Annotated in this window: 17 protein-coding genes; 14 read left to right on the top strand and 3 right to left on the bottom strand. The window is 68.8% G+C overall.

All coding sequences use genetic code 11. From position 1 onward, the window contains the following. Positions 1–24: 24 nt before the first annotated feature. Positions 25–885 (bottom strand): SMP-30/gluconolactonase/LRE family protein, encoded by an 861-nt coding sequence (locus tag KZC51_RS02220; protein WP_247628393.1) that lies wholly within the window; start codon positions 883–885, stop codon positions 25–27. Between the two features lie 97 nt (positions 886–982). Here KZC51_RS02220 and KZC51_RS02215 point away from each other — a divergent pair, with 97 nt between their 5' ends. The 9 genes from KZC51_RS02215 to KZC51_RS02175 all read left to right on the top strand — a co-directional run bounded on the left by KZC51_RS02215 (position 983) and on the right by KZC51_RS02175 (position 12886). Then, positions 983–2278 (top strand): enolase C-terminal domain-like protein, encoded by a 1296-nt coding sequence (locus tag KZC51_RS02215; protein WP_247628392.1) that lies wholly within the window; start codon positions 983–985, stop codon positions 2276–2278. Positions 2279–2285: 7 nt separating this feature from the next. Then, a complete protein-coding gene (locus tag KZC51_RS02210; RefSeq protein WP_247628391.1) occupies positions 2286–3179 on the top strand; it encodes an NAD-dependent epimerase/dehydratase family protein in 894 nt (297 codons plus the stop codon). Positions 3180–3192: 13 nt separating this feature from the next. Beyond that, positions 3193–3972, top strand: a complete 780-nt coding sequence (locus KZC51_RS02205; RefSeq protein WP_247628390.1) for an IclR family transcriptional regulator — start codon at positions 3193–3195, stop codon at positions 3970–3972. Positions 3973–4080: 108 nt separating this feature from the next. Then, entirely contained in the window at positions 4081–5451 is a 1371-nt protein-coding gene (locus KZC51_RS02200; protein WP_247628389.1) for an ABC transporter substrate-binding protein, read from the top strand. 9 nt (positions 5452–5460) lie between these two features. Further along, positions 5461–6414 (top strand): carbohydrate ABC transporter permease, encoded by a 954-nt coding sequence (locus tag KZC51_RS02195; RefSeq protein ID WP_247628388.1) that lies wholly within the window; start codon positions 5461–5463, stop codon positions 6412–6414. Beyond that, on the top strand, positions 6411–7271 hold the full coding sequence (locus KZC51_RS02190) for a carbohydrate ABC transporter permease (protein ID WP_247628387.1): 861 nt from the start codon (positions 6411–6413) through the stop codon (positions 7269–7271). The genes KZC51_RS02195 and KZC51_RS02190 overlap by 4 nt, the downstream gene beginning before the upstream one ends. Next, positions 7268–8029, top strand: coding sequence for an SDR family NAD(P)-dependent oxidoreductase (locus KZC51_RS02185; protein ID WP_247628386.1), 762 nt, complete (start codon positions 7268–7270; stop codon positions 8027–8029). Before KZC51_RS02190 ends, KZC51_RS02185 begins: the two co-directional genes overlap by 4 nt. Positions 8030–8101: 72 nt before the next feature. Next, the gene (locus KZC51_RS02180) at positions 8102–9676 is read left to right on the top strand and encodes a DUF4214 domain-containing protein (protein ID WP_247628385.1); all 1575 of its coding nucleotides are present in this window, start codon (positions 8102–8104) and stop codon (positions 9674–9676) included. A gap of 60 nt (positions 9677–9736) precedes the next feature. Next, the gene (locus KZC51_RS02175; RefSeq protein ID WP_247628384.1) at positions 9737–12886 is read left to right on the top strand and encodes a glycosyl hydrolase family 28-related protein; all 3150 of its coding nucleotides are present in this window, start codon (positions 9737–9739) and stop codon (positions 12884–12886) included. 91 nt (positions 12887–12977) lie between these two features. On the opposite strand, the gene KZC51_RS02170 is transcribed toward KZC51_RS02175, so the two are convergent. Together KZC51_RS02170 and KZC51_RS02165 are read right to left on the bottom strand one after the other, a co-directional pair. Further along, the gene (locus tag KZC51_RS02170; protein ID WP_247628383.1) at positions 12978–13970 is read right to left on the bottom strand and encodes a LacI family DNA-binding transcriptional regulator; all 993 of its coding nucleotides are present in this window, start codon (positions 13968–13970) and stop codon (positions 12978–12980) included. A 40-nt stretch (positions 13971–14010) separates the two neighbouring features. Then, positions 14011–15039, bottom strand: coding sequence for a class I mannose-6-phosphate isomerase (locus KZC51_RS02165; protein ID WP_247628382.1), 1029 nt, complete (start codon positions 15037–15039; stop codon positions 14011–14013). A 111-nt stretch (positions 15040–15150) separates the two neighbouring features. On the opposite strand from KZC51_RS02165, the gene KZC51_RS02160 reads away from it, so the two are divergent. The 5 genes from KZC51_RS02160 to KZC51_RS02140 are packed head-to-tail and all read left to right on the top strand — an operon-like array spanning position 15151 to position 19789. Then, positions 15151–15996, top strand: a complete 846-nt coding sequence (locus KZC51_RS02160; RefSeq protein WP_247628381.1) for a class I fructose-bisphosphate aldolase — start codon at positions 15151–15153, stop codon at positions 15994–15996. Next, positions 15993–17165: a Gfo/Idh/MocA family protein gene (locus tag KZC51_RS02155; protein ID WP_247628380.1), complete on the top strand. Its 1173-nt coding sequence runs from the start codon at positions 15993–15995 to the stop codon at positions 17163–17165. The genes KZC51_RS02160 and KZC51_RS02155 overlap by 4 nt, the downstream gene beginning before the upstream one ends. Then, the gene (locus KZC51_RS02150) at positions 17162–18178 is read left to right on the top strand and encodes a carbohydrate kinase family protein (protein ID WP_247628379.1); all 1017 of its coding nucleotides are present in this window, start codon (positions 17162–17164) and stop codon (positions 18176–18178) included. Before KZC51_RS02155 ends, KZC51_RS02150 begins: the two co-directional genes overlap by 4 nt. Before the next feature lie 37 nt (positions 18179–18215). Continuing rightward, complete coding sequence (locus KZC51_RS02145) at positions 18216–19193, top strand: DUF4432 family protein (protein WP_247628378.1); 978 nt, start codon at positions 18216–18218, stop codon at positions 19191–19193. Next, a complete protein-coding gene (locus KZC51_RS02140; protein ID WP_247628377.1) occupies positions 19175–19789 on the top strand; it encodes a class I SAM-dependent methyltransferase in 615 nt (204 codons plus the stop codon). Before KZC51_RS02145 ends, KZC51_RS02140 begins: the two co-directional genes overlap by 19 nt. The last annotated feature ends 31 nt before the right edge of the window (positions 19790–19820 follow it).

The raw sequence follows: 19820 nt of genomic DNA, 5'->3' as shown, positions 1-19820 counted from the left end.
TCGTGGATGTGCCCGAGGCTGGTGTCAGCCGCGGAAGGGGGGCCGGGCGTCGCCGCGGACGCCGGTGTCGTCGATCGCGAGGACGGCGCCGTCGAGCGGATGCGTCCAGCGCTCCGCGGTCGCAGTGGTGACGAAGAGGACGTCGCCGTCACGGCCGCCGAACGCACAGGAGGTCGGTCGGAACACCGGCAGCGCGACTCGGCGCATCACGTCGCCGTCGGGGTCGAGCCGGACGACGGCGCCACCGTCCCACATCGCGACCCAGAGGCAGCCCTCCTCGTCGAGGCAGAGCCCGTCGGGCAGTCCGTCCCCCGGTGCGAACTCCGCGATGGTGTCCGCGCGCTGCGGCAGCCCCCGGTCGTCCATCTCGAACGCGACGATCTGGGACCGCAGACTGTCGGCGAGGTACAGAGTCTTGCCGTTCGCGCTCCACGCCATCCCGTTGGGGAGGGTGAGCCCGTCCCAGATCGTCGTGACGGTGCCGTCGCCGTCGAGGAGGTGCAGGCTGCCGGCTCCGTCGACGCTCTCCACGTGCGTGCTCCCCGCGATGAGGCGCCCGCGCGGGTCGCAGCACGCATCGTTCATGCGGTGCCGATCGTCGAGCATCTCGAGCTCCCGTGCGACGTCTCCACCGCGGCCGATCCAGGCGAAGCCGTGCAGGGTCGTCGCGATCCACCCGCCTTCCATGCGCGGTGCGATGGCACTCAGGTAGCGACCGAGATCGACGGTCGACGTCTCGCCGGAGGGCGTCGAGGAGACGTGGATCCTCCCGACGGGCATGTCGATCCAGGCCAGCGACGACTCCTCCGTCAGCCAGATCGGACTCTCTCCAACCGCGGCTCCGGGGCGGGTCAGCGCCGTGGGCGGGGCAGCGTGTGCAGGCACGGGACTCACCTATTCATGCATATGAACTCGGGTTTAGTATTATGAACAGCGAGATCGTATCAAGGATCGCCCACGCATTTACTCATCGAGGAGAATCATGCCTGCATCCCCATCCGTCGAGTCCCTTCCCCGGGCTCTGGCGCACGCACCGTGGGATACGGGGGACCAGTCCGTTCGTGTCACCCGCGTCTCCGTCGTGACCACGGCTCCGGCCGGTGCGCCGCTCATCCTCGTGAAGGTTGAGACCGATCAGCCCGGGCTCATCGGATGGGGGTGTGCGAGCAGCCCGCAGCGCCCGCTCGCCATCATCAACGTGATCGAGAACTACCTCGGCCCGATGCTGATCGGTCGCAACGCCCTCGACATCGAGGACTTCCACCATCTAATGGAGCTGAGCCCGTACTGGCGTGGCGGGGCGATCGAGAACAACGCGCTCGCCGGACTCGACATCGCCCTGTGGGACATCAAGGGCAAGGTCGCCGGGCTGCCGGTGCACCAACTCATCGGGGGCAGGACACGCACCCGCATCCCCGTCTACGGCCACGCCCACGGAAGCTCGCACGCCGAGGTGATCGACAGCATCCGCGATTTCGTCGAGCGCGGATATACGCACGTGCGTGCCCAGGTCGCGATCGCGGACGCGGACACCTACGGCGCACACGGCGGTGAAGACGAGAGCGCGCTCGCCGCGATCCGTGCCCGTTCGGTTCCGTGGCTGTCGCGGGCGTACCTGCGCGCGGTTCCGCCGCTGTTCGACGCGATCCGCTCCGAGCTCGGATTCGACGTGGAGCTGCTGCACGACGTCCATGAGCGGCTCGCGGTCGTCGACGCCATCCAGCTCGCCAAGGACCTCGAACCGCATCGCCTGTTCTTCCTCGAAGACGCGATCGCTCCCGAAGACCTCTCCTGGTACCGCGAGATGCGGCAGGCGACCTCGACCCCGCAGGCGGTGGGGGAGACCTTCGCGGATGCCGCCACGTTCCTTCCCCTGGTGACCGATCGACTCATCGACTTCGCGCGCGTGCGGATGGGCGCCATCGGCGGGCTCACCCCTATGGTCAAGCTCGCGCACCTGTGCGAGTTCCACGGCGTGCGACTGGCGATCCACGGTCCCGGCGACATCTCGCCGATCGGGCACGCCGCCTCCATCCACGTCGACGCGTCCTCGCGAGCCTTCGGCATCCAGGAGTCCGTCGAGTACTCGGATGCGGTGCGTGAGGTGTTCCCCGGCGCGCCCGTGCTCGATCGCGGCGACTTCGACATCCCCACGGCGCCGGGGATCGGTGTCGAGGTCGATGAGGCCGAGGCGGCGCGTCATCCGATCCCCGACACCCTGACCTACGAGACCTGGTCGCTGCTGCGGCACGGCGACGGCTCACCCGCGCGGCCGTGAGGGTGACATGCGAATTCTGATGACCGGCGGTGCCGGACTCGTCGGGCGCGCCGTGGTCGCACATCTGGCGTCCCTCGACCACGAGATCATCTCCCTCGTCCGCAGGCCGTCGGCGGAACAGCTGCCGGCGCGGGTGTCCGAGCGGATCGCGGACGCCACGGATGCGACGGCCGTCGACGAGCTCATGGCCGAGCAGATCGACGCCGTGGTGCATCTGGCGGCGATCCCTTCACCCGGGGACCGGACCGCCGTCGAGCTGGCCGCCGCGAACACGATGGCGACCCTCGCAGTACTCGAAGCGGCGGCACACCATGACGTCAGGACGGTGGTCCTGGCATCCAGCATCTCCGTGCTCGGGATGGCCTGGTCGCCGGAGGCGATGCATCCGGTCTTCGTGCCGGTGACGGAGGAGCATCCGCTCCGACCCGCCGAGGGGTACGCCCTGAGCAAGGAGATGGATGAGGCCGCTGCTCGCATGGCAGCGCGTCGATGGGGACTCTCGGTGGTGTCGCTGCGCCTGCCGTTCACGGGCACCGCGGAGATGATCCGCGAGCGCGCTGCCCTGGCGGAGAGGGACGACAGCACCCGGCTCGCCCTCGCGAAGGAGCTCTGGGCCTACCTCGATGTGCGGGACGCGGCGCGTGCCGTGGAGCTCGCCATCGCCGCGAGTCGCACGGGTAGGCTGTCGGGGGCGCACGTGCTGAACGTGGTCGCAGATGACGTTCTCCTCGACGACGACATCGCTGATCTCCTGGAGAGCTGGCATCCGCAGACGCCCGTGGTCGGAGAGCTCACCAGGGGTGCGTACACGACCGCCGCCGCCGCGGAGAAGATCGGTTTCCAGGCCGTGCACCTGCTCGGGCACTCGTCATCACGCGATGGCGATGGGGGTCGGCCGTGAGGGAGGAACTCGAGTGAACGAGAACAAGACAGCCGTCGTGAAGTCCGCGGATCGCGCTCTCAGCGTCTTGGAGTATCTGGCGAGAGAGCCGTCGCCGCGATCACTCGCCGACATCGCCGCGGAGCTCGGGATTCCCCGCAGCAGCGTGTTCGGGCTGCTGCACAACCTGACCGGCCGGGGCTGGCTGACGGCGTACGACGGTGCGGTCACCACGTACCGCATCGGTCCGCAGGCGCTCACGGTCGGCTCGGCGTACATCGCGGGTGACGACATCGTGCGTCGGTCGGAAGCGGTGATCGACGAGCTCTCGGCGGCGCTGGGCGAGACCGTGCATCTCGGTGTGCTCGACGGCAGTGAGATCGTCTATCTGGCCAAGCGTGACGCGCGACACAGCCTGCGCCTGGTCAGCAGTGTCGGCTTCCGGTTGCCGGCCTACGCGACGGCCCTGGGGAAGATGCTGCTGAGTGATCTGAGCGGTGCGCAGCGCGACTGGATCCTGTCGCTGCCGCGGCGCCGCATCACCGCGAAGACGCTGGTGGACGGGGATGCCTTACTGGCCGACCTGGAGGAGACACGCGCGCGGGGTTACGCGATCGACGACGAGGAGAGCACCGAGGGTGTCCGCTGCTTCGCCGTTCCCCTCGGGACCCACGCGCCTCATACGCACGCGATCAGCTGCTCGGTGCCCGTGGCGCGTCTGGACGATGTGTTCCAGGACCGGGTCGTCCAGGAGCTGAGACGCGCTGCCGCAGCCTACGCGCAGATCGAGAGCACGTTCGGTTCCGAGGGCTGATCTCCGCGGGGCACCCGAGATCCGAGATCCGTCCACTTGCGGGCGAGACAACGTTGCATTACTGTTCACAAACAAGAACTCACGTTCACACACATGATTGGGGTTGCAATGAAGCGATCGAAGCTCATCGCCGGGATCGGGGCCCTCGGCCTCGTGACGACGCTCGCGGCGTGTTCCGGCCAGACCGAGTCCGGCGGCGACGCCGAGGCGCTCACGGTGTGGACTTTCAAGCAGTCACAGGTCGCCGCCCTCGAAGCAGCGGGCGAGGCGTGGACCGAGGAGAGCGGCCGCCCTGTCGAGGTCAGCGTCTACACGCCCGATGATGCCTATCTGACGAAGGTCCAGGCGGCAGCGAAGTCCAAGACGCTGCCCGACATCATCTCCGTGCACAGCCAGGGAGAGGAGTGGAAGCTCGCACAGGCAGGCATCATCCAGGATCTCACCGACGACTTCGACGCCGACTGGCAGAGCGACTTCCTTCCCGGCGTCGTCGAGGCGACGCAGCTCACCGACGAGGCCATCAAGAACTCCGGCACCGACCCCGCCACGACGCTGCAGGACCTCGAGCCGGGCAACCTCTACGCGGTGCCGTACCTCGCCGGTACCCCGGGCGTGGTGTTCTCGAACAAGAAGCTGCTCGCCGCGGCCGGCGTCGACCCGGAGACCCCTCCGTCGACGTGGGAGGAATGGATCGCGGCCATCGAGAAGACCAAGGCGCACGACAGCGAGAGCGGCTCCGTCGTCACCGGGCTCCAGGTGCCGCAGACCGGATACTTCTGGCTGTACCGCCCGCTCGCGTACGCCTACCTCGGCGCGGATGACTTCACGTCACGGCAGGGCGAGACCCAGGACCCGGCGTGGACCTCGGCCAAGAGCGTGGAGACGCTCGACCTCTACGACCAGTTGACGCCGCTCTGGGCTCCCGGCGTGCTCGGCCTTGGCATCGACCAGGCGGACCAGGCCTTCGCTTCCGGTGCCGCGGCGTGGGACGTGGGCGGAACGTTCACGCTGTCCTCGCTGAGCACCTTCGGCCTCGACACCGAGGACGTCTCCGTCTTCGCCGTCCCCCCGTCGGAGAAGGGCGAGCTCGACACGATCAGCTACCAGGCGAGCCCCCTCGTCTCCGGCGCGATCAGCTCGACCACGACGAAGAAGGAGGACGCGCTGAGCTTCTTGAAGTTCCTGACCAGCGACGAAGGTGCGACGATCTTCGCCCAGGAGGCGAACGACCTCCCCGCGACGGCGATCCCTGTCGAGTCGCTCACCTCCCCGCTGCTTCAGCAGCTCGTCGGTCTGGTCACCCCCGTCGACGGCGTGGAACCGTTCAACCCGAACGACTTCTCCGCCGATCCGGGAGGGGACGTCGCCAACGCCACCGCCGTCGAGTTGGCGAAGCTTCCGGCCAAGTCGGCCACGACCGAGCAGGTCGCCGCGTCACTGGCCGAGATCTACGCGAACGCCTGGAAGGTGCTCGAGTAGATGAGTTCGGTGACAGCGACTGAGGCGCTGATCGTCGTCGATCCCAAGGGCAGGCGCCGGGCGAGCACCCGGCGCCTGCGCCGAGGCTGGTGGGTGGGGCTGCTCTTCGTGGCTCCCGCCACCCTCCTCTTCGCGGTCTTCGGCGTCTACACGATCATCTACGGCTTCCTGCTGAGCTTCGCTCGGTGGAACGGTTTCTCCCCCGAGTGGACGTGGACGGGCATCGACAACTACGTCGACCTGCTCGGCGGCAACCCGGCGGTATCGCCGCGGGTCGCGAATGCGACGACCCACACCGTGATCGGAATGATCGTCCTTCCCGTGGTCGTCGTCGCCATCGGTCTTGCCCTCGCGTTGCTGCTGAACTCCGTGAAGCGGTTCCGCGGCTTCCTGAGAACCGTCTACTTCCTCCCGTTCGTCACTGCCGGCATCGCGGTGTACTACGCGTGGCGGTTCATGTACCAGCCCGACGGCGCCGTGAACGCGGTGCTCCGTCTGATCGGCCTCAACGCGATCGCTCCGACCGACGGCTTCCTCGGCGGCACGGCGACAGCGCTCGGCGCCGTGCTCGCTGTGCAGGTGTGGTCGAGCGTGCCGATCGCGATGCTGCTCTTCCTCACGGGGCTCCAGACGGTCGACGACTCCGTCATCGAGGCGGCTCGCATCGACGGCGCCTCGGGTGGCCGCATCGTTTGGTCGATCGTCGTGCCTCTGCTCAATCCGATCACGGCCCTCGTCGTGGTCATCATGCTCAGGGAGTCGTTGCAGAATTTCCAGCTGTACCTCCTGATGACCAACGGAGGACCCGTCGACTCGTCCAACACCCTGGGCCTGCAGACCTACACATTCGCCTTCGGCGCGGCAACCGACCTCGGATACGCCAGCGCACTGGGGTGGATCCTTGCCATCGTCGCCATCGTGTTGGCGATCGTGAACATGCGCATCCTGAGGAGCCGCCAATGACTACCCCGCGACTCACCCGCACGCCGCTCGCGAAGATCGGTGGGGGTGGCATCCGTGCCGTCGTGATCGTCCTTCTCGTCATCTACGGGCTCATCTCGGTGTTCCCGTTCCTCGTGATGCTCGGCGGCGCCCTGAAGACGAATCAGCAGGTCATCACCGACCCGTTGCCGTTCACGACCGCTCCGACGTTGCAGACGCTCATCGACACCTTCGCCGTGCTCGACGTGCCCCGGCTCTTCCTCAACAGTCTGGTCATCGCCGGGGGATCCTGCCTGCTGATCCTCGTCGTCTTCCCGCTGGCGGGCTACGCGTTCGCCGTGCTGGAGTTCCCGTTCAAGAAGACCCTGTTCGCGATCTTCGTGGGCGCGCTGTTCGTGCCGGCCGTGACCGTACTGCTGCCCATCATCATCCTCAACCAGGAGCTCGGCCTGGCCGGATCACCGCTCGCGGTCATCCTCCCCGTCGTCAACGGGGCGGCGCCGATCGCGATCGTGCTGATGCGGTCGTACTACTCCAGCGTGCCGCGAGAACTGCACGAGGCGGCGGTGCTGGATGGATGCAGCGAATGCGCCATCTACTGGCGGATCTACTTCCCCCTCTCGCGATCTGCGCTCATCACGGTCACGATCATCAACTTCGTCGCCGCCTGGAACGAGTACGTGCTCCCGCTGCTAACCAACGATGACCCGTCGAAGTACCCGCTTCCGGTCGGCTTGCAGAGCCTGCTGGCGACGAACGTCGTGCAGTGGAACCAGGTGATGGCTGGCGCTCTCATCACGGTGGTGCCGATCATCATCCTGTTCGTGCTGCTGCAGCGCTTCTTCATCAACGGACTCCAGGGATCGGTGAAGGGATGAACTTGACGGGAACGGACCTCGACGGCCTGGTCGCCGTGATCACGGGCGCCGCGAGCGGCATCGGCGAAGCGACAGCGGGGGTCTTCCGCGAACGGGGCGCTCGGGTGGCGGTCGTGGATCGTGCGCTCGGGACGCGACCGAGACCGAACAGCTACGTGTGCGATGTCACGGATGCGAGCGCTGTCGCGGCGACGGTCGACGCGATCGCCGCCGATCTCGGAGGCATCGATGTGCTGGTGAACAATGCCGGCATCGGTGCAACCGGTGACGTCGAGAGCTCGAGCGACGAGGAGTTCGCGCACGTCTTCGACGTCAACGTGCTTGGTATGGTGCGGATGGCTAGGACCGCGATGCCGTACCTGCGCAAATCTGCGCATCCGGCGATCGTCAACGTCAGCTCGATCGTGGCGATCGCCGGGGTCGTCCAGCGCGCCGCCTATGCCGCGAGCAAGGGAGCGGTCTCCGCGCTGACGCTCGCGATGGCGGCCGACCACGTCCACGAGAGGATCCGCGTCAACGCGGTCCTCCCCGGCACCGCGGACACCCCGTGGGTAGAACGCCTCCTGACCGACACCGTTGACGCCGAGCGTGCAGCGGAGCAGCTGCGTCGCCGGCAGCCGCTGGGCCGGCTGGTCTCGGCTTCGGAGGTGGCGAACGCGATCGCGTATCTGGCTTCGCCCGCTGCCGCCTCCACGACGGGGACGCTGTTGACCGTCGACGGAGGCATGGGCGGGCTCCGCCTGGTCCCCGCGTCGTGACGCCACGGACCGGCTGAACGGAGCCGGCCCGCACAGTGCAATCGCTCGAGCAGTCCGAACAAAGGAGTTCTGATGTTCCGTCGTATCCGGCAGATCCTGGGCGCCGCCCTGGCCGTCGTGGTGATCGCCGCCGTCCTCGTCCCCGCGAGCGCGGCGCAGGCGGCCACCAAGATCCCCGATCAGTTCATCGCGAAGATGTACACCGAGGTGCTCGGCAGGGCACCCGATCCCAGCGGCTGGGCGCACCACCGCAGCTCCTTCGTCGGCACGGGATGCGATGCCGCATCCCTCGCCGGGAAGGTCCGCGAGTTCTTCAGCACCGCCGAGTTCGCCTCCCGCGGCTACGACGATGCGGAGCGCGTGCTCGTGGCTTACCGGGCCGTCCTCAATCGCGAAGCCGACGTCACCGGCTTCACGGACCGGGTGACGCGGATGGGCGCCGGCGCGTCGTTCACGACCGTCGTCGACGAGCTGCTCGGATCTCCGGAGTTCGCGAGTCTGGCGACCAGGATCTGCGATCCCGCTGCGACCGGCTACGGCTTCGACGACTCGGGACTGCCGCTGGACCTGCCGAATGCCGGATCGGGATTCCGCGGTACACAGGCGCAGCTTCAGGCGGTGCTCGACGCCACGCCGGCCGGCGGAACAGTCACCATCGCCCGGCACGCGGTCGTGCGCCTGACGACGTCCCTGTTCATCCCCGCCGGCGTGAAGCTCACCACCGCCGGTTCTCCGTCGGCGCAGTCGTACGCATCGATGGCGCGGCTCACCCGCGAACCGGGGTGGACCGGGCCGTCGGTGCAGCTGGTCGGCGGCGCGACCCTCGATCGCGTCTGGGTGTCCGGAGCCCGCGGCCGGGAGAGCGGATGGGACCGCGACCGCGCGTCGATCCTCATGCTCGGCGGCACCGGAACCTCCGTCGTGTCGTCACGGTTGTCCGAGCCGTCGGGTGCATCGAGCCTGCGCTCCGCGGGTGCGGGTGACAGCCTGCCCTGCACCGGCAACCTCATCCGGGGCAACCTGATCACCTCGTACACCGCCGAGTTCACCACCATCCGTCAGGCGGACGGTCTCTCGGTGGGCTGCGAAGACACCCTCGTCGAAGGCAACGCGGTCATCGATGCGACGGATGTGGCGATCGTGCTGTTCCCCGTCTCGGCCACGGTGCCGCAGGCGAGCCGCGTCACGGGGAACACGGTGATCCACGCCGGCATCCGGGCGCAGGGCTCGATCGCGGTGGACTCGCTCTTCGGCGCGACGGGCGACGCAGCGGGCACGAGCAGTCGAAGCTTCGCCGGCGGTTCCATCGACGCGAACACGCTGTGGATGGGCGAGGGCGTGACCGCCCAGATCGCCATCTCGGTCGGTGGGCGCCCGTGGTACGGCGCCAACGGTCTCACCTTCACCGGAGGCAGCGTCACGGGCAACACCTCCGCGGGACTGCCGGTGCGCGCGGCGACCGCGATCGCCATCTCCGGTGCCCTGGGCACGACAGTCAGCGGCAACACGCTGACCGCCGCCCTCATCCCCTCCGCCTCCCCGTGCCCGAGCCACGCGATCGGCGCCAGCACGTCGGCCGGCTATGCGTCCGGAACACTGCCCGGTGCGACGGACGCCCTGTACTACGGCTGCATCCTCTTTCCCTGACCCTTCCTGCACCACCCCTTCAGATGGGAGCTTTCCATGCATCAAAGATTCCGTATCCCCTTGGCCACACTGCTCGTCGCCGCCGTCGTCGGTGGCACGACGGTCGGCATGCCAGTCGCGCCCGCATCGGCGGACTCTCCGCCGGGGCCGCAGGCACTCCTCGTGAAAGCACCCGACGGTGCGCCGGTGGTCGCGCGGTACGACGCGGCGGACTTCGGCGTCGACCCCACCGGTTCGCACGACTCCAGGGCCGCACTGCAGGCCGCTGTCGATGCGGCAGCGTCGACCGGCGGCGGTGTGGTGTGGCTTGGTGCCGGCCGCTACCTGCTCACCGGCGGCATCCAGATTCCCAAGTCGGTTAGCCTGCTCGGTGCCTGGCGCGACCCCGACGATGCGACGGACCTCGAGGAGCGCGACGATCTGACGGTGCTCATCGCTCAGCCGGATCCGGCATCGTCGACACCGCTCGTCACGGTCGGAGGCAGCGCGGGCGTCGAAGGCGTCACGGTCTTCTACCCGGAGCAGCATGCGGACGACCCGATCGCGTACGCCCCCACGGTCAAACTGGCCGACCGCGGCGAGGACTTCACGACGTTGCGGCACGTCACCCTGGTCAACCCCTACGAAGCCGTGCGGGTCGGTCCGGAGGGCAACGAGCTGCACTGGATGAACGAGGTGTACGCGTCGCCGCTGAAGAAGGGCATCACGATCGACTTCGCGACCGACGTCGGCCGCATCGAGGGCGTGCATCTGTCGCCCGAGTACTGGGAACGATGGGACGGCACATCGGCGGAGTCGATCGCCGCCTTCACACGCGAGAACCTGACGGGCCTGGAGATCGGACGTTCCGACGGGCAGTACCTCACCGACCTGGACGTCACCGACGCTGCGATCGGCATACGCATGCGCAAGGATGTGGCGGTCGCCGGCGACCCGGTGACCTCCGCGAACGGACAGTTCACGTACGTGTCGCTGGATCGCGTGAATCGCGGGCTGGTGCTCGAGGAACTCAACACGCAGGGCGTGCAGCTGACCAAGGCGTCGATCCACGCGAACGTCGGGGAGAACCCGGTGGCCATCGAGATCGCGCCCAGCCTGAACGACACCGTGCTGCAGTGTCACGAGTGCGAGATCGCCGCGCCTGACGGAACCGGTGTCCTCCTGTCCGAAGGGACGGATGGCGCGGTGAGCCTGCACGGCGGGTCCATCGCCGCAGGGACGTCACGTGCGGCGGTCGTCGATGGCGGTGCATTGAGCGTCACCGCGACGACCGTGGGACGCACCGCGGACCGGAGCGCTCCGATCCTCGTCACCGCCGGGGCGGGCGCCGTCACGGTCGCGGGCCTGGCTGAGGACGATGTGCAGCTCGTCGATCGTGATCGTTCGCAGATCTCCGTCGTCGCCAAGGCGCCCAAGCAGGATGCTGCTCCGGAGCGTCCGGAGCATGAGGTCCCCGCCGGCCCCAAGGGGAAGACGGTGGTCGATGTGACCGCCGCGCCCTATCGCGCCGCGGCCGACGGTTCTGCCGACGCCACGGCCGCTGTGCAGCGTGCGCTGGACGACGTCGCCGCCGACAAGGGTGGCATCGTCTTCCTCCCGCCGGGGACCTACCGCATGGATGGAACTCTCGACGTCCCGCGAGGCGTCGAGCTCCGTGGCGCGCAGGTCACCTCCTTCCACAGCAACGGGGCTGCGACTCGACTGCTGACGACGCAGGGCGCGGGCAAAGCGAAGGGGACGCCGTTCATCACGCTCCAGCGGGGTGCGGGCGTCACCGGCCTGCTGATCTGGTACCCGGAGCAGAAGGCGGATGCGGTCACCGAGTACCCGTTCGCCATCAAGCTGGCCGGTCGGGATGCCTGGGTCCGCTACGTGAACTTCGGCAACGCTTACCAGGGCGTCGACGCGGAGACGGCGAACACCACGGGCCACCAGATCGACTGGCTCATCGGTGCGCCGCTCAAGACCGGCCTCGCGGTCGGAGGCGGCTCGTCGCACGGTACCGTCCGTCACGCCCACTACAACCCGCACCTGTGGTTCCGCACGATCGGCTCGGGTCTTCCTGGTGCCCCGGCCGACTACGACAGCATGATCAAGCTCTTCTTCCAGATCATGGGCTTCCAGGACCGCAACCTCACCACGTTCCGCTTCGGCGACGCCAAGAACGAGGTCGTCGACATGAGCTTCGGCTACCGCGGCCACTACGGGGTCCATCTGGCGCCGCAGGACGGGCGCGGCTTCTCCGGGCTCCTCTGGGGGCTCTGGGTCGACGGCCTCATCGTGTCGTACCAGGTCGACGGCACCTCGGGTAAGGGTGTCGACTGCGTCAACTGCTCGGGCAATGCCGTGCCGGACGGATGGGACCCGACGACGGACACCACCACCCCGCCGCCGCCGGAATCGCTGTCCGAGGCGTACATCAGGGTCTCGTCGGCCGCCGGGGACAAGACGCGCGTCCGCTTCTCCAACTGGGTCGCCGGTGCGTTCAACTTCACTCCGAACTACGGGGTGATCGTGCAGGCGGGACGGGTGGACTTCTCCCAGGCGTACTTCCTCGCCAACGCCAAGGACGATCGCGGCACTCTGCTGTTGCAGGGCGGAGAGACCACGGCGGTGAACGTCGTCTTCGGCCGCATCGGCAAGATCAACGCCAACCGTGACGGCATGGAACGGCAGGCGCCGCTCACCGAGGTCGTCGCCGGCGCGGAGGCGCGCGGCCGCATCAGCGTGGTACTGGGCAGGGATGGCTTCACGGCTGTCCTGCCGTCGGGCAAGAAGGCGGTCACGGTCGACGGTGCGGTCTGGCGGCCGTCTCCCGCGGCGGCACCCGTGCCCTTCGAACCGACGGACACGATCCCGACCGCATACATCGAGCTCCTCTACACCGAGGTGCTCGGTCGTCCGGCGGATCCCGGCGGGATCGCCTTCCACGAAGCGTTCTTCCAGAACGACGGATGCAGTGTCGCGACGCTTCGTCAGCGGTCGTACGGGTTCTTCGAGTCGGGGGAGTTCACCGCCCGAGGGCTGACCGACGCGGAGAAGGCCGGGGTCCTGTACCGCAGCATCCTGCAGCGGGAGCCGAGCGACCAGGAGCGCGCAGCGGTCGCGGACCGCCTCGCCTCCGGCCTGGCGATCACCGTGATCTCGGACGAGCTCTACGCGACCACGGAGTTCCTCGGACTGGCCCGTTCCCTCTGCGAGGTGGACTGACCGGACATGCGGCGGCCGGGCGGGCGGGTGCATTCCCTCCCGCCCGGCCGTCAGCCGTACGCGTCGCCGGAGGTCGGCGCGTGCGGTCGTCTCAGTCGAGTTCCGAGCCGCGGAGCACAAGGCTGGTCGGCAGCACCTCGAAGCGTGCCGGCGTCGTCGCCTCCCGCGCGAGGCGCTGGAGCACCACCTCCGCGGCCAGGCGTCCCATCGCTTGGGGATCCTGGCTCACGACGCTCACGGCGGGGCGCACGAGGGTCGCGGCTTCGAAGTCGTCGAAGCCGATCAGAGGCAGTCGCACGTCCTCGTGGGCGAATGCACGGAGGGCGCCGATCGTGGCGCGGTTGTTCGCGGCGAAGATCGCGCCGGCCCGCCCGGTCTGCAGGAGCGCGATCGCTGCGGCGTACGCCTGCTCTTCGCTGTGGGCGCCGGTGTTGGCCAGGGTCGGGTCCGGCTGCTCGCCCCGCGCCCGCAGGGCATCGACGTAGCCGAGGTAGCGTTCCTGCATCGTGTAGATCGACAGGGAATCGCCGAGGAAGGCGACGTCGCCGTGTGTCGAACGCAGCAGTTCGACGGCTTCCCTGGCGCCACCACGGTTGTCCGCGACGATGGTGTCCGCGCCATCCAGGGCTGCGGGGCGGTCGATGAACACGACGGGCGGATGGGGCTCGCGCACGGACGACCAGCTTCGGCCGGGGGAGCGCGGCGGCACGACGATGATCGCGTCGACCTGGCGTTCGAACAGGCTGTCGACGAGACGGTCGTGCGTCGCGCCGTCCTCCTCGGAGCTCGCCGTGATCAGCAGGTACCCCGCTTCGGTGAGGACCGATTCGGCACCGCGGGCGATCGACGAGTAGTACGGGTTCGCGAGGTCGCTGATCAGCAGGCCCACGGTCTTGCTCGTCCAGCCGGGACGGATGCTGGCCGCCGCCAGGTTGCGTCGATAACCGAGCTTGGTGATGGCAGCGGCGATCCGTGCGGCCATCGCGTCGTTGATGTTGTCCGCGCCGTTCACGTAGCGCGACACCGTCTTCAACGCCACCCCGGCCTCGGTCGCCACATCGATCATCGTCGGGTTCCTGGCCACGGCATCCCCCTCTTCGTCAGGGACAACGATAGCCGACGTGTCAGTGGGCGGTTCGCGCCGCCTCCGTGGTCGACGACGGCAGCGAACGCACCGCAGGTAGCGGCGGCCGGAACTCGATGATCTCGATCTCGCCGTCGACCGCGGTCGGCCCTCCCTCGTATTCGAGAAGCAGGGTGTTCCCGGCCTGGACCTGCACATTCAGCGGGCCGCGCGTGAGGGCGGCGGCACCGGACAAGACGATCACCACGGCGAAGCCCGGCTCGAGGTCATCGCCCGGTCGGTACGCGCGGCGGGAGAGGCGGAAGTACTCGTCGGCGCTCGCCGGGAGGGTGGGTGTCCGGGCGATCAGCGAGCCGAGCCGGTCCTCGGTCATGCGCTCACGCTCGACCGCCGTCAGGGCCGCGTCGAATCCGAGGCCGAGGTGACCGTCCCTGGAGCCGTCGATGGCGAAACCGTGCCATTCCAGGAGGATCGACAGATCCTCCGGCTCCTGGACTTCGGCGAGGAACACGTCCTGTCCGATGGCGTGCAGGACCCCCGGGGGTACGAACACGGTGTCGCCGGGTTCGACCGTGCGCGTGTGCAGCAGGTCCAGCAGGTCGCCGGTGCGTTGATGTGCGACGAGGTCGGAGAGTTCGGACATGCTCACGTCTTCGCGCAGGCCGAGGTGCACCTCTCCGCCGTGCAGAATGTGCCAGGCTTCGGCCTTGCCGTGGGGCCGCAGGAGGTGCTCCTGCGCGAAGGCGGTGGCGGGGTGGGCGTGCACCGGGAGTCGTTGGCCGGCGTCCAGCAGCTTGACGAGGAGTTTCGAGTCCGACCCCCATGCGGAGACGTGTGCCGCGCCGAGCCACCGTTCGGGATCATCGGCGACGGCCTGACGCAGGGTGCGACCGTCGGCGAGTGAGGTGAGGCCGAGGGAGGGGTCTCCGAAGACCGTCGTCACCGACGCCAGCCAGTCCTCCGGCACGTACTGCTCGTCGTCCGGGATGGCGCGAAAGCTCGCGATCCGGCTTCCTCCGCGGTAGAAGCGGTTCGCGGGACGGTTCGCCGGCAGGATGTGGATGCTCATTCGGATTCCTCGGCTAGACAACGTTGTCTAACCCACAGTACTGTGTCGATGGAGCGCTGACAACCGTCCGGCTCCCGCATCGACCGATGACCGCACCGAAGGAGTCCCGTCGTGGCGCAGTACCGCCTGAATCGCTTGTTCAATCCCGTCTCCGGACGGGTGCTCGACGTCGCCGTCGACCACGGCTTCTTCGGGGAGCCGAGCTTCCTCACCGGCATCGAAGACATGGACCGCGTCATCAACGTCCTGGTCGACGCCGGCCCCGACGCCATCCAGCTCACGCTCGGTCAAGCGCGCCTGCTGCAGTCACGCCCCGGCAAGCAGAAACCGGCACTCGTTGTGCGCACCGATGTCGCCAACGTCTACGGCAATCCCCTGGACTCGCATCTGTTCAGCCGCCACGTCCCCGACGCGATCGAGCAGGCCGTGCGTCTGGACGCGGTGGCGGTCTGCGCCAACCTGCTGCAGATCCCGAATCACCCCGAGGTCCGCGAGCAGTGCATCCAGTCCATCCTCGAACTGCGACGACGCGCGACCGACGCCGGGATGCCGCTCATGATCGAGCCCCTCGTGATGCAGGACAACAGCGTGGCCGGCGGCTACATGGTCGACGGGGACACCGACAAGATCCGCACGCTCGTCCGGCAGGCGCGCGAGCTGGGGGCGGACCTCATCAAGGCCGACCCGACGGACGACTCCTCGCAGTACCACCGCGTCATCGAGGTCGCCGGCGACGTACCGGTGCTCGTCCGCGGAGGCGGGCGCGTCGACGACGAGACGCTCCTGCAGCGCACCGCCGACGTCCTCGCCCAGGGTGCGAGCGGCATCGTCTACGGCCGCAACGTGGTCCAGCATCGGAACCCGGCCGGGATCACGCGCGCCCTCATGCGGGTGCTCCACGAGGGGGCGTCGCCGTCCGAGGCCGCCCTCGAGATCGATCGGGCGGTCGCACGATGACCGGGCGCACCGTCAACGTCGCCATCGTCGGCGGCGGACTCATGGGACGCGAGATCGCGGCGGCCATCCAGCGCTGGCCCGCGCTCGTGGATCACCCCGTCCGACCGCGACTGACCGCCGTGTGCGACGTCAACCCCGCCGCGTTCGCCTGGTTCGAGCAGATCGACACGGTCACCACGACCGTCACCGACTATCGCGACCTCCTCGCGGACGACTCGATCGACGTGCTCTACATCGCCGTGCGGCACGACCTGCACGAACAGCTCTATGTGGACACGATCCGCGCCGGCAAGAGTCTGCTCGCTGAGAAGCCGTTCGGCATCGACCGCGCAGCGGCGGACGCGATCCTCGCCGCCCTGGCCGAACACCCGGAGTCGTTCGTGCGGTGTTCGAGCGAGATGCCGTTCTTCCCGGGAGCGCAGGCCGCGATCGCGCACGTCGCGTCCGGGGCACTCGGTCGCCTCATCGAGGTGCGCAGTGCATTCCTGCACTCCAGTGATCTCGACCTCGACAAGCCGATCAACTGGAAGCGACAGGCGAGGTTCTGCGGCGAGGCCGGTGTCATGAACGACCTGGGTCTGCACGCATGGCACGTACCGTTGCGACTGGGGTGGACACCGGCCAGACTCACCTCCGTGCTGCAGGACCTCGTTCCCTTCCGCCCGGGGGCCGACGGGCGCCCCGAACGATGCGACACCTGGGAGAACGCGACCGTCAACAGCTGGTTCGACCAGGACGACATCGAGGTCCCCCTGCGGGTGGAGACCAAACGCATCGCGCCGGGTCAGAAGAACACCTGGGAGTTCGAGGCGATCGGGCTCGACGGGGGCGTTCGGTACTCGACGGCCCGACCCAAGACGGTCGAGGTGTTCGGTGTGATCTCTCCCGCCGGCATCGGTGCCGAGCAGAGCTGGCAGCGGATCCAAGTGGGCAGCCAATCAGTGTGGCCCACGGTGACGGGCGGGATCTTCGAGAGCGGCTTCAGCGACGCGATCCTGCAGATGTGGGCGGCGTTCCTCGCCGAGCGGGAAGGCGCGCTCGGCGATCGCTTCGCGTGCGCCACACCGGAGGAGGCGGCGGCCACGCACCGGATCTATGAGGCGGCGCTGGCCGCTCACGCGTCCGGGCGGACGGAGCTCGTCGAACCGGTGGGAGTGCGGACGGCATGATGGCACCCCGCCGGATCTCGGTCGCGGGCCACGTCTGCGTGGACCTCGCGCCGACGCTGCGCCGGGACCCGCCGCGCGAGCCGGGAGGACTCTTCGACGTCGGCGCGCTGTCGGTCACCGTCGGCGGCTGCGTCGGGAACACCGCGCTGGCGCTCGCCGGGTTCGATATCGACGTCGAGGTGCAGGGCGTGGTGGGTGCCGACGCGCTCGGGATGATCGTGCGCGACGAACTCGCCGCCGCCGGCATCCGCTCCTCGCGTCTGTCCACGGCGCCAGGTGGGACCTCGTACAGCATCGTCATCGAGCCGCCGGCCCAGGATCGCACCTTCTGGCACCACACCGGCGCGAACGACCACTTCGACGGCACCGACGTGAACGTGAACGGCATCGACCTGCTGCACGTCGGCTACCCCATGCTGTTGCCTTCGCTCGTCGCCGACGACGGCGAGCCCCTTCAACGCCTGCTGCAGCGGGCGAAGGATGCCGGAGTGACCACATCGCTCGACCTCGCCGTGCTCGATCCCGACGGACCGACGGGGCGGGTCGACTGGGGGCGCGTGCTCGCGCGCACTGCACCGCTCTTGGACATCCTGACCCCGAGCTTCGACGACCTCGTGTCGATGACCGGCAGCACGGAGTCGTGGTCGGCCTCGCGTGAACAGGCGTTCGCGGAGGAACTGTCGGCGGCGGGGGTCGGGATCGTGGCGATCTCGGCCGGAGCCCGAGGGATGTCGGTGCGGACCGCCGGCGCGGAACGGCTGCGCCAGGCCGGCCGCGCGCTCACCGACCTGAGCGCATCCTGGTCGGATCAGGACTTCCGCCACGATGTCACCGAGGTCCGTGTCCCGGTGACCACCAATGGTGCGGGCGATGCGTCGACGGCCGGCTTCCTCGCGGCCGTGCTGCACCAGCGGGGTCCCCGCGATGCGGCAGAGTGGGCGGGGTCGGCATCGCGTGCCGTGCTGCACGGTCGCCGACCACACATCAGCGACCTCACCGCGGGGCGCGTCTGAACGAGTCCCGCCCCGAAGCGGGCACCAAGGAGAAGAGATGCCGCAGGTGTGGCCCGAAGAATGGGCGGTCGCGCATGAAGACCTGCTCGCGAGCGCCGAGATGTACGCGTCGCGACACGGGCGCGTCGTGCGGGTGCGCACCTTCGGCGGGTGGGACGTGGAACTCCTCCCTGATCGGTGTCTGGACATCGGCTTCGCGCTGCATGACGGCACCCCGATCTCCTGGGTGTCACCCGTGCGTGACCGCCGCCCTCTGGATCGCCCGCGCGACTTCGACTGGCTGGCACGGTTCCACGGCGGGCTCGTGACGACGTGCGGGCTGCGCGGATTCGGGGCGCCCGCCGCTGACCGGGGCCAGCACGGCGATGCCAGTCATCTGCCGGCGGGTGAGGTCGCGATCTCTCGCACGGTGACGGCGGATCTCGCGGAGATCGCGGTCTCGGCGGTGGTCGAGGATGCGCGAGTGTTCGGGCCGTCGCTGCGGCTGACCCGCACCGTGATCGTGCGGTCGACCAGGGCCGGCGCGGCCGCGTTGGAGCTCGTCGACGTCGTGGAGAACCGGGGCCCGGGTGTGGCCGAGGTGGGTGTGCTCTACCACGTCAACCTCGGGGCTCCGCTGGTGGTTCCCGGCGCCCGGATCCTCGTGGACGACGACGCGCTGGACCAGCGGGCGACAACGCCGATCGATGCGGGTGTCTTCCCCGCACCGGAGGACGCGTTCCAGGAGTATGTCGTCGAACGGTCGGGTTTCGCGGGGGACGCGGGATCGGTCTCGGTCCACGGTGAGGTGGGCGAGCTGCGGTTGACGTGGAGCGCCGACACACTGCCGCACCTCGTCCAGTGGATGTACCCCGCGCGTGGACGGTGGGCTCTGGGCATCGAGCCCGCCACGTCGTCGCTCCTGGACGCCGATGCCGAGCTGGTGGCCCTCGGCCCGGGGGAGACGCGGCGACAGGAGCTGCGGATCTCGATGTCGTCACCGGAGGGGGAGAGCACGTGCCGAGCGATTCCGTGAGCCGATCCCGCATCCGGGACGGTTACGCGGCGCGGGCGGTCGAGTACACGGAGCTGTTCGGCGAGATCGAGCAGATGGGTGCGGTCGACCGGGAGCGCATCGCGGTGTGGTCGGATGGTGTCGACGGTCGCATCCTCGACGTCGGGTGCGGACCGGGGCACTGGAGCGCGTTCCTCGCCGAGCGCGGCTGCGAGATCGAGGGCCTGGATCTCGTACCCGAGTTCATCGCGACGGGACGGTCCCGATACCCGCACGTGCCGTATCGCGTCGGCTCTGTGACCGACGTCGACATCGAGCCGGGGTCGCTCGGAGGTGTGCTCGCCTGGTACTCCCTCATCCACGCGGACGCGGAGGAGCTCCCGGTGCTCCTCCGCGCGATCCGGCAGGGGTTTCAACCCGGCGGCGGGCTGCTCGTCGGATTCTTCGACGGGCCTGACGGCGAGCCGTTCCCGCATGCGGTGACGACGGCGTACTACTGGTCGATCGCCGGGATGACGCGGCTGCTGGAGCACGCCGGCTTCGCCGTGGTGGACAGCGATGCCCGAGTGCAGGACGGCAGGCGTCCGCACGCGTCGCTCAGCGCCGTCGCCGTCTGACGCCGCAGCTCAGCCGTAGAACTCGGCAGGA

The sequence above is a fragment of the Microbacterium croceum genome (genome assembly GCF_023091245.1).
GTDB classification, from domain to species: Bacteria; Actinomycetota; Actinomycetes; order Actinomycetales; family Microbacteriaceae; genus Microbacterium; species Microbacterium croceum.
Note: the sequence above shows the minus strand (reverse complement) of the source record. Positions and strands in the feature narration are given on the sequence as shown.

Coding starts and splice junctions, on each gene's coding strand:
- KZC51_RS02185 (WP_247628386.1), top strand. CDS start 7,268: ATGAACTTGACGGGAACGGACCTCGACGGCCTGGTCGCCGTGATCACG.
- KZC51_RS02190 (WP_247628387.1), top strand. CDS start 6,411: ATGACTACCCCGCGACTCACCCGCACGCCGCTCGCGAAGATCGGTGGG.
- KZC51_RS02150 (WP_247628379.1), top strand. CDS start 17,162: ATGATGGCACCCCGCCGGATCTCGGTCGCGGGCCACGTCTGCGTGGAC.
- KZC51_RS02155 (WP_247628380.1), top strand. CDS start 15,993: ATGACCGGGCGCACCGTCAACGTCGCCATCGTCGGCGGCGGACTCATG.
- KZC51_RS02210 (WP_247628391.1), top strand. CDS start 2,286: ATGCGAATTCTGATGACCGGCGGTGCCGGACTCGTCGGGCGCGCCGTG.
- KZC51_RS02200 (WP_247628389.1), top strand. CDS start 4,081: ATGAAGCGATCGAAGCTCATCGCCGGGATCGGGGCCCTCGGCCTCGTG.
- KZC51_RS02145 (WP_247628378.1), top strand. CDS start 18,216: ATGCCGCAGGTGTGGCCCGAAGAATGGGCGGTCGCGCATGAAGACCTG.
- KZC51_RS02165 (WP_247628382.1), bottom strand. CDS start 15,039: ATGAGCATCCACATCCTGCCGGCGAACCGTCCCGCGAACCGCTTCTAC.
- KZC51_RS02180 (WP_247628385.1), top strand. CDS start 8,102: ATGTTCCGTCGTATCCGGCAGATCCTGGGCGCCGCCCTGGCCGTCGTG.
- KZC51_RS02215 (WP_247628392.1), top strand. CDS start 983: ATGCCTGCATCCCCATCCGTCGAGTCCCTTCCCCGGGCTCTGGCGCAC.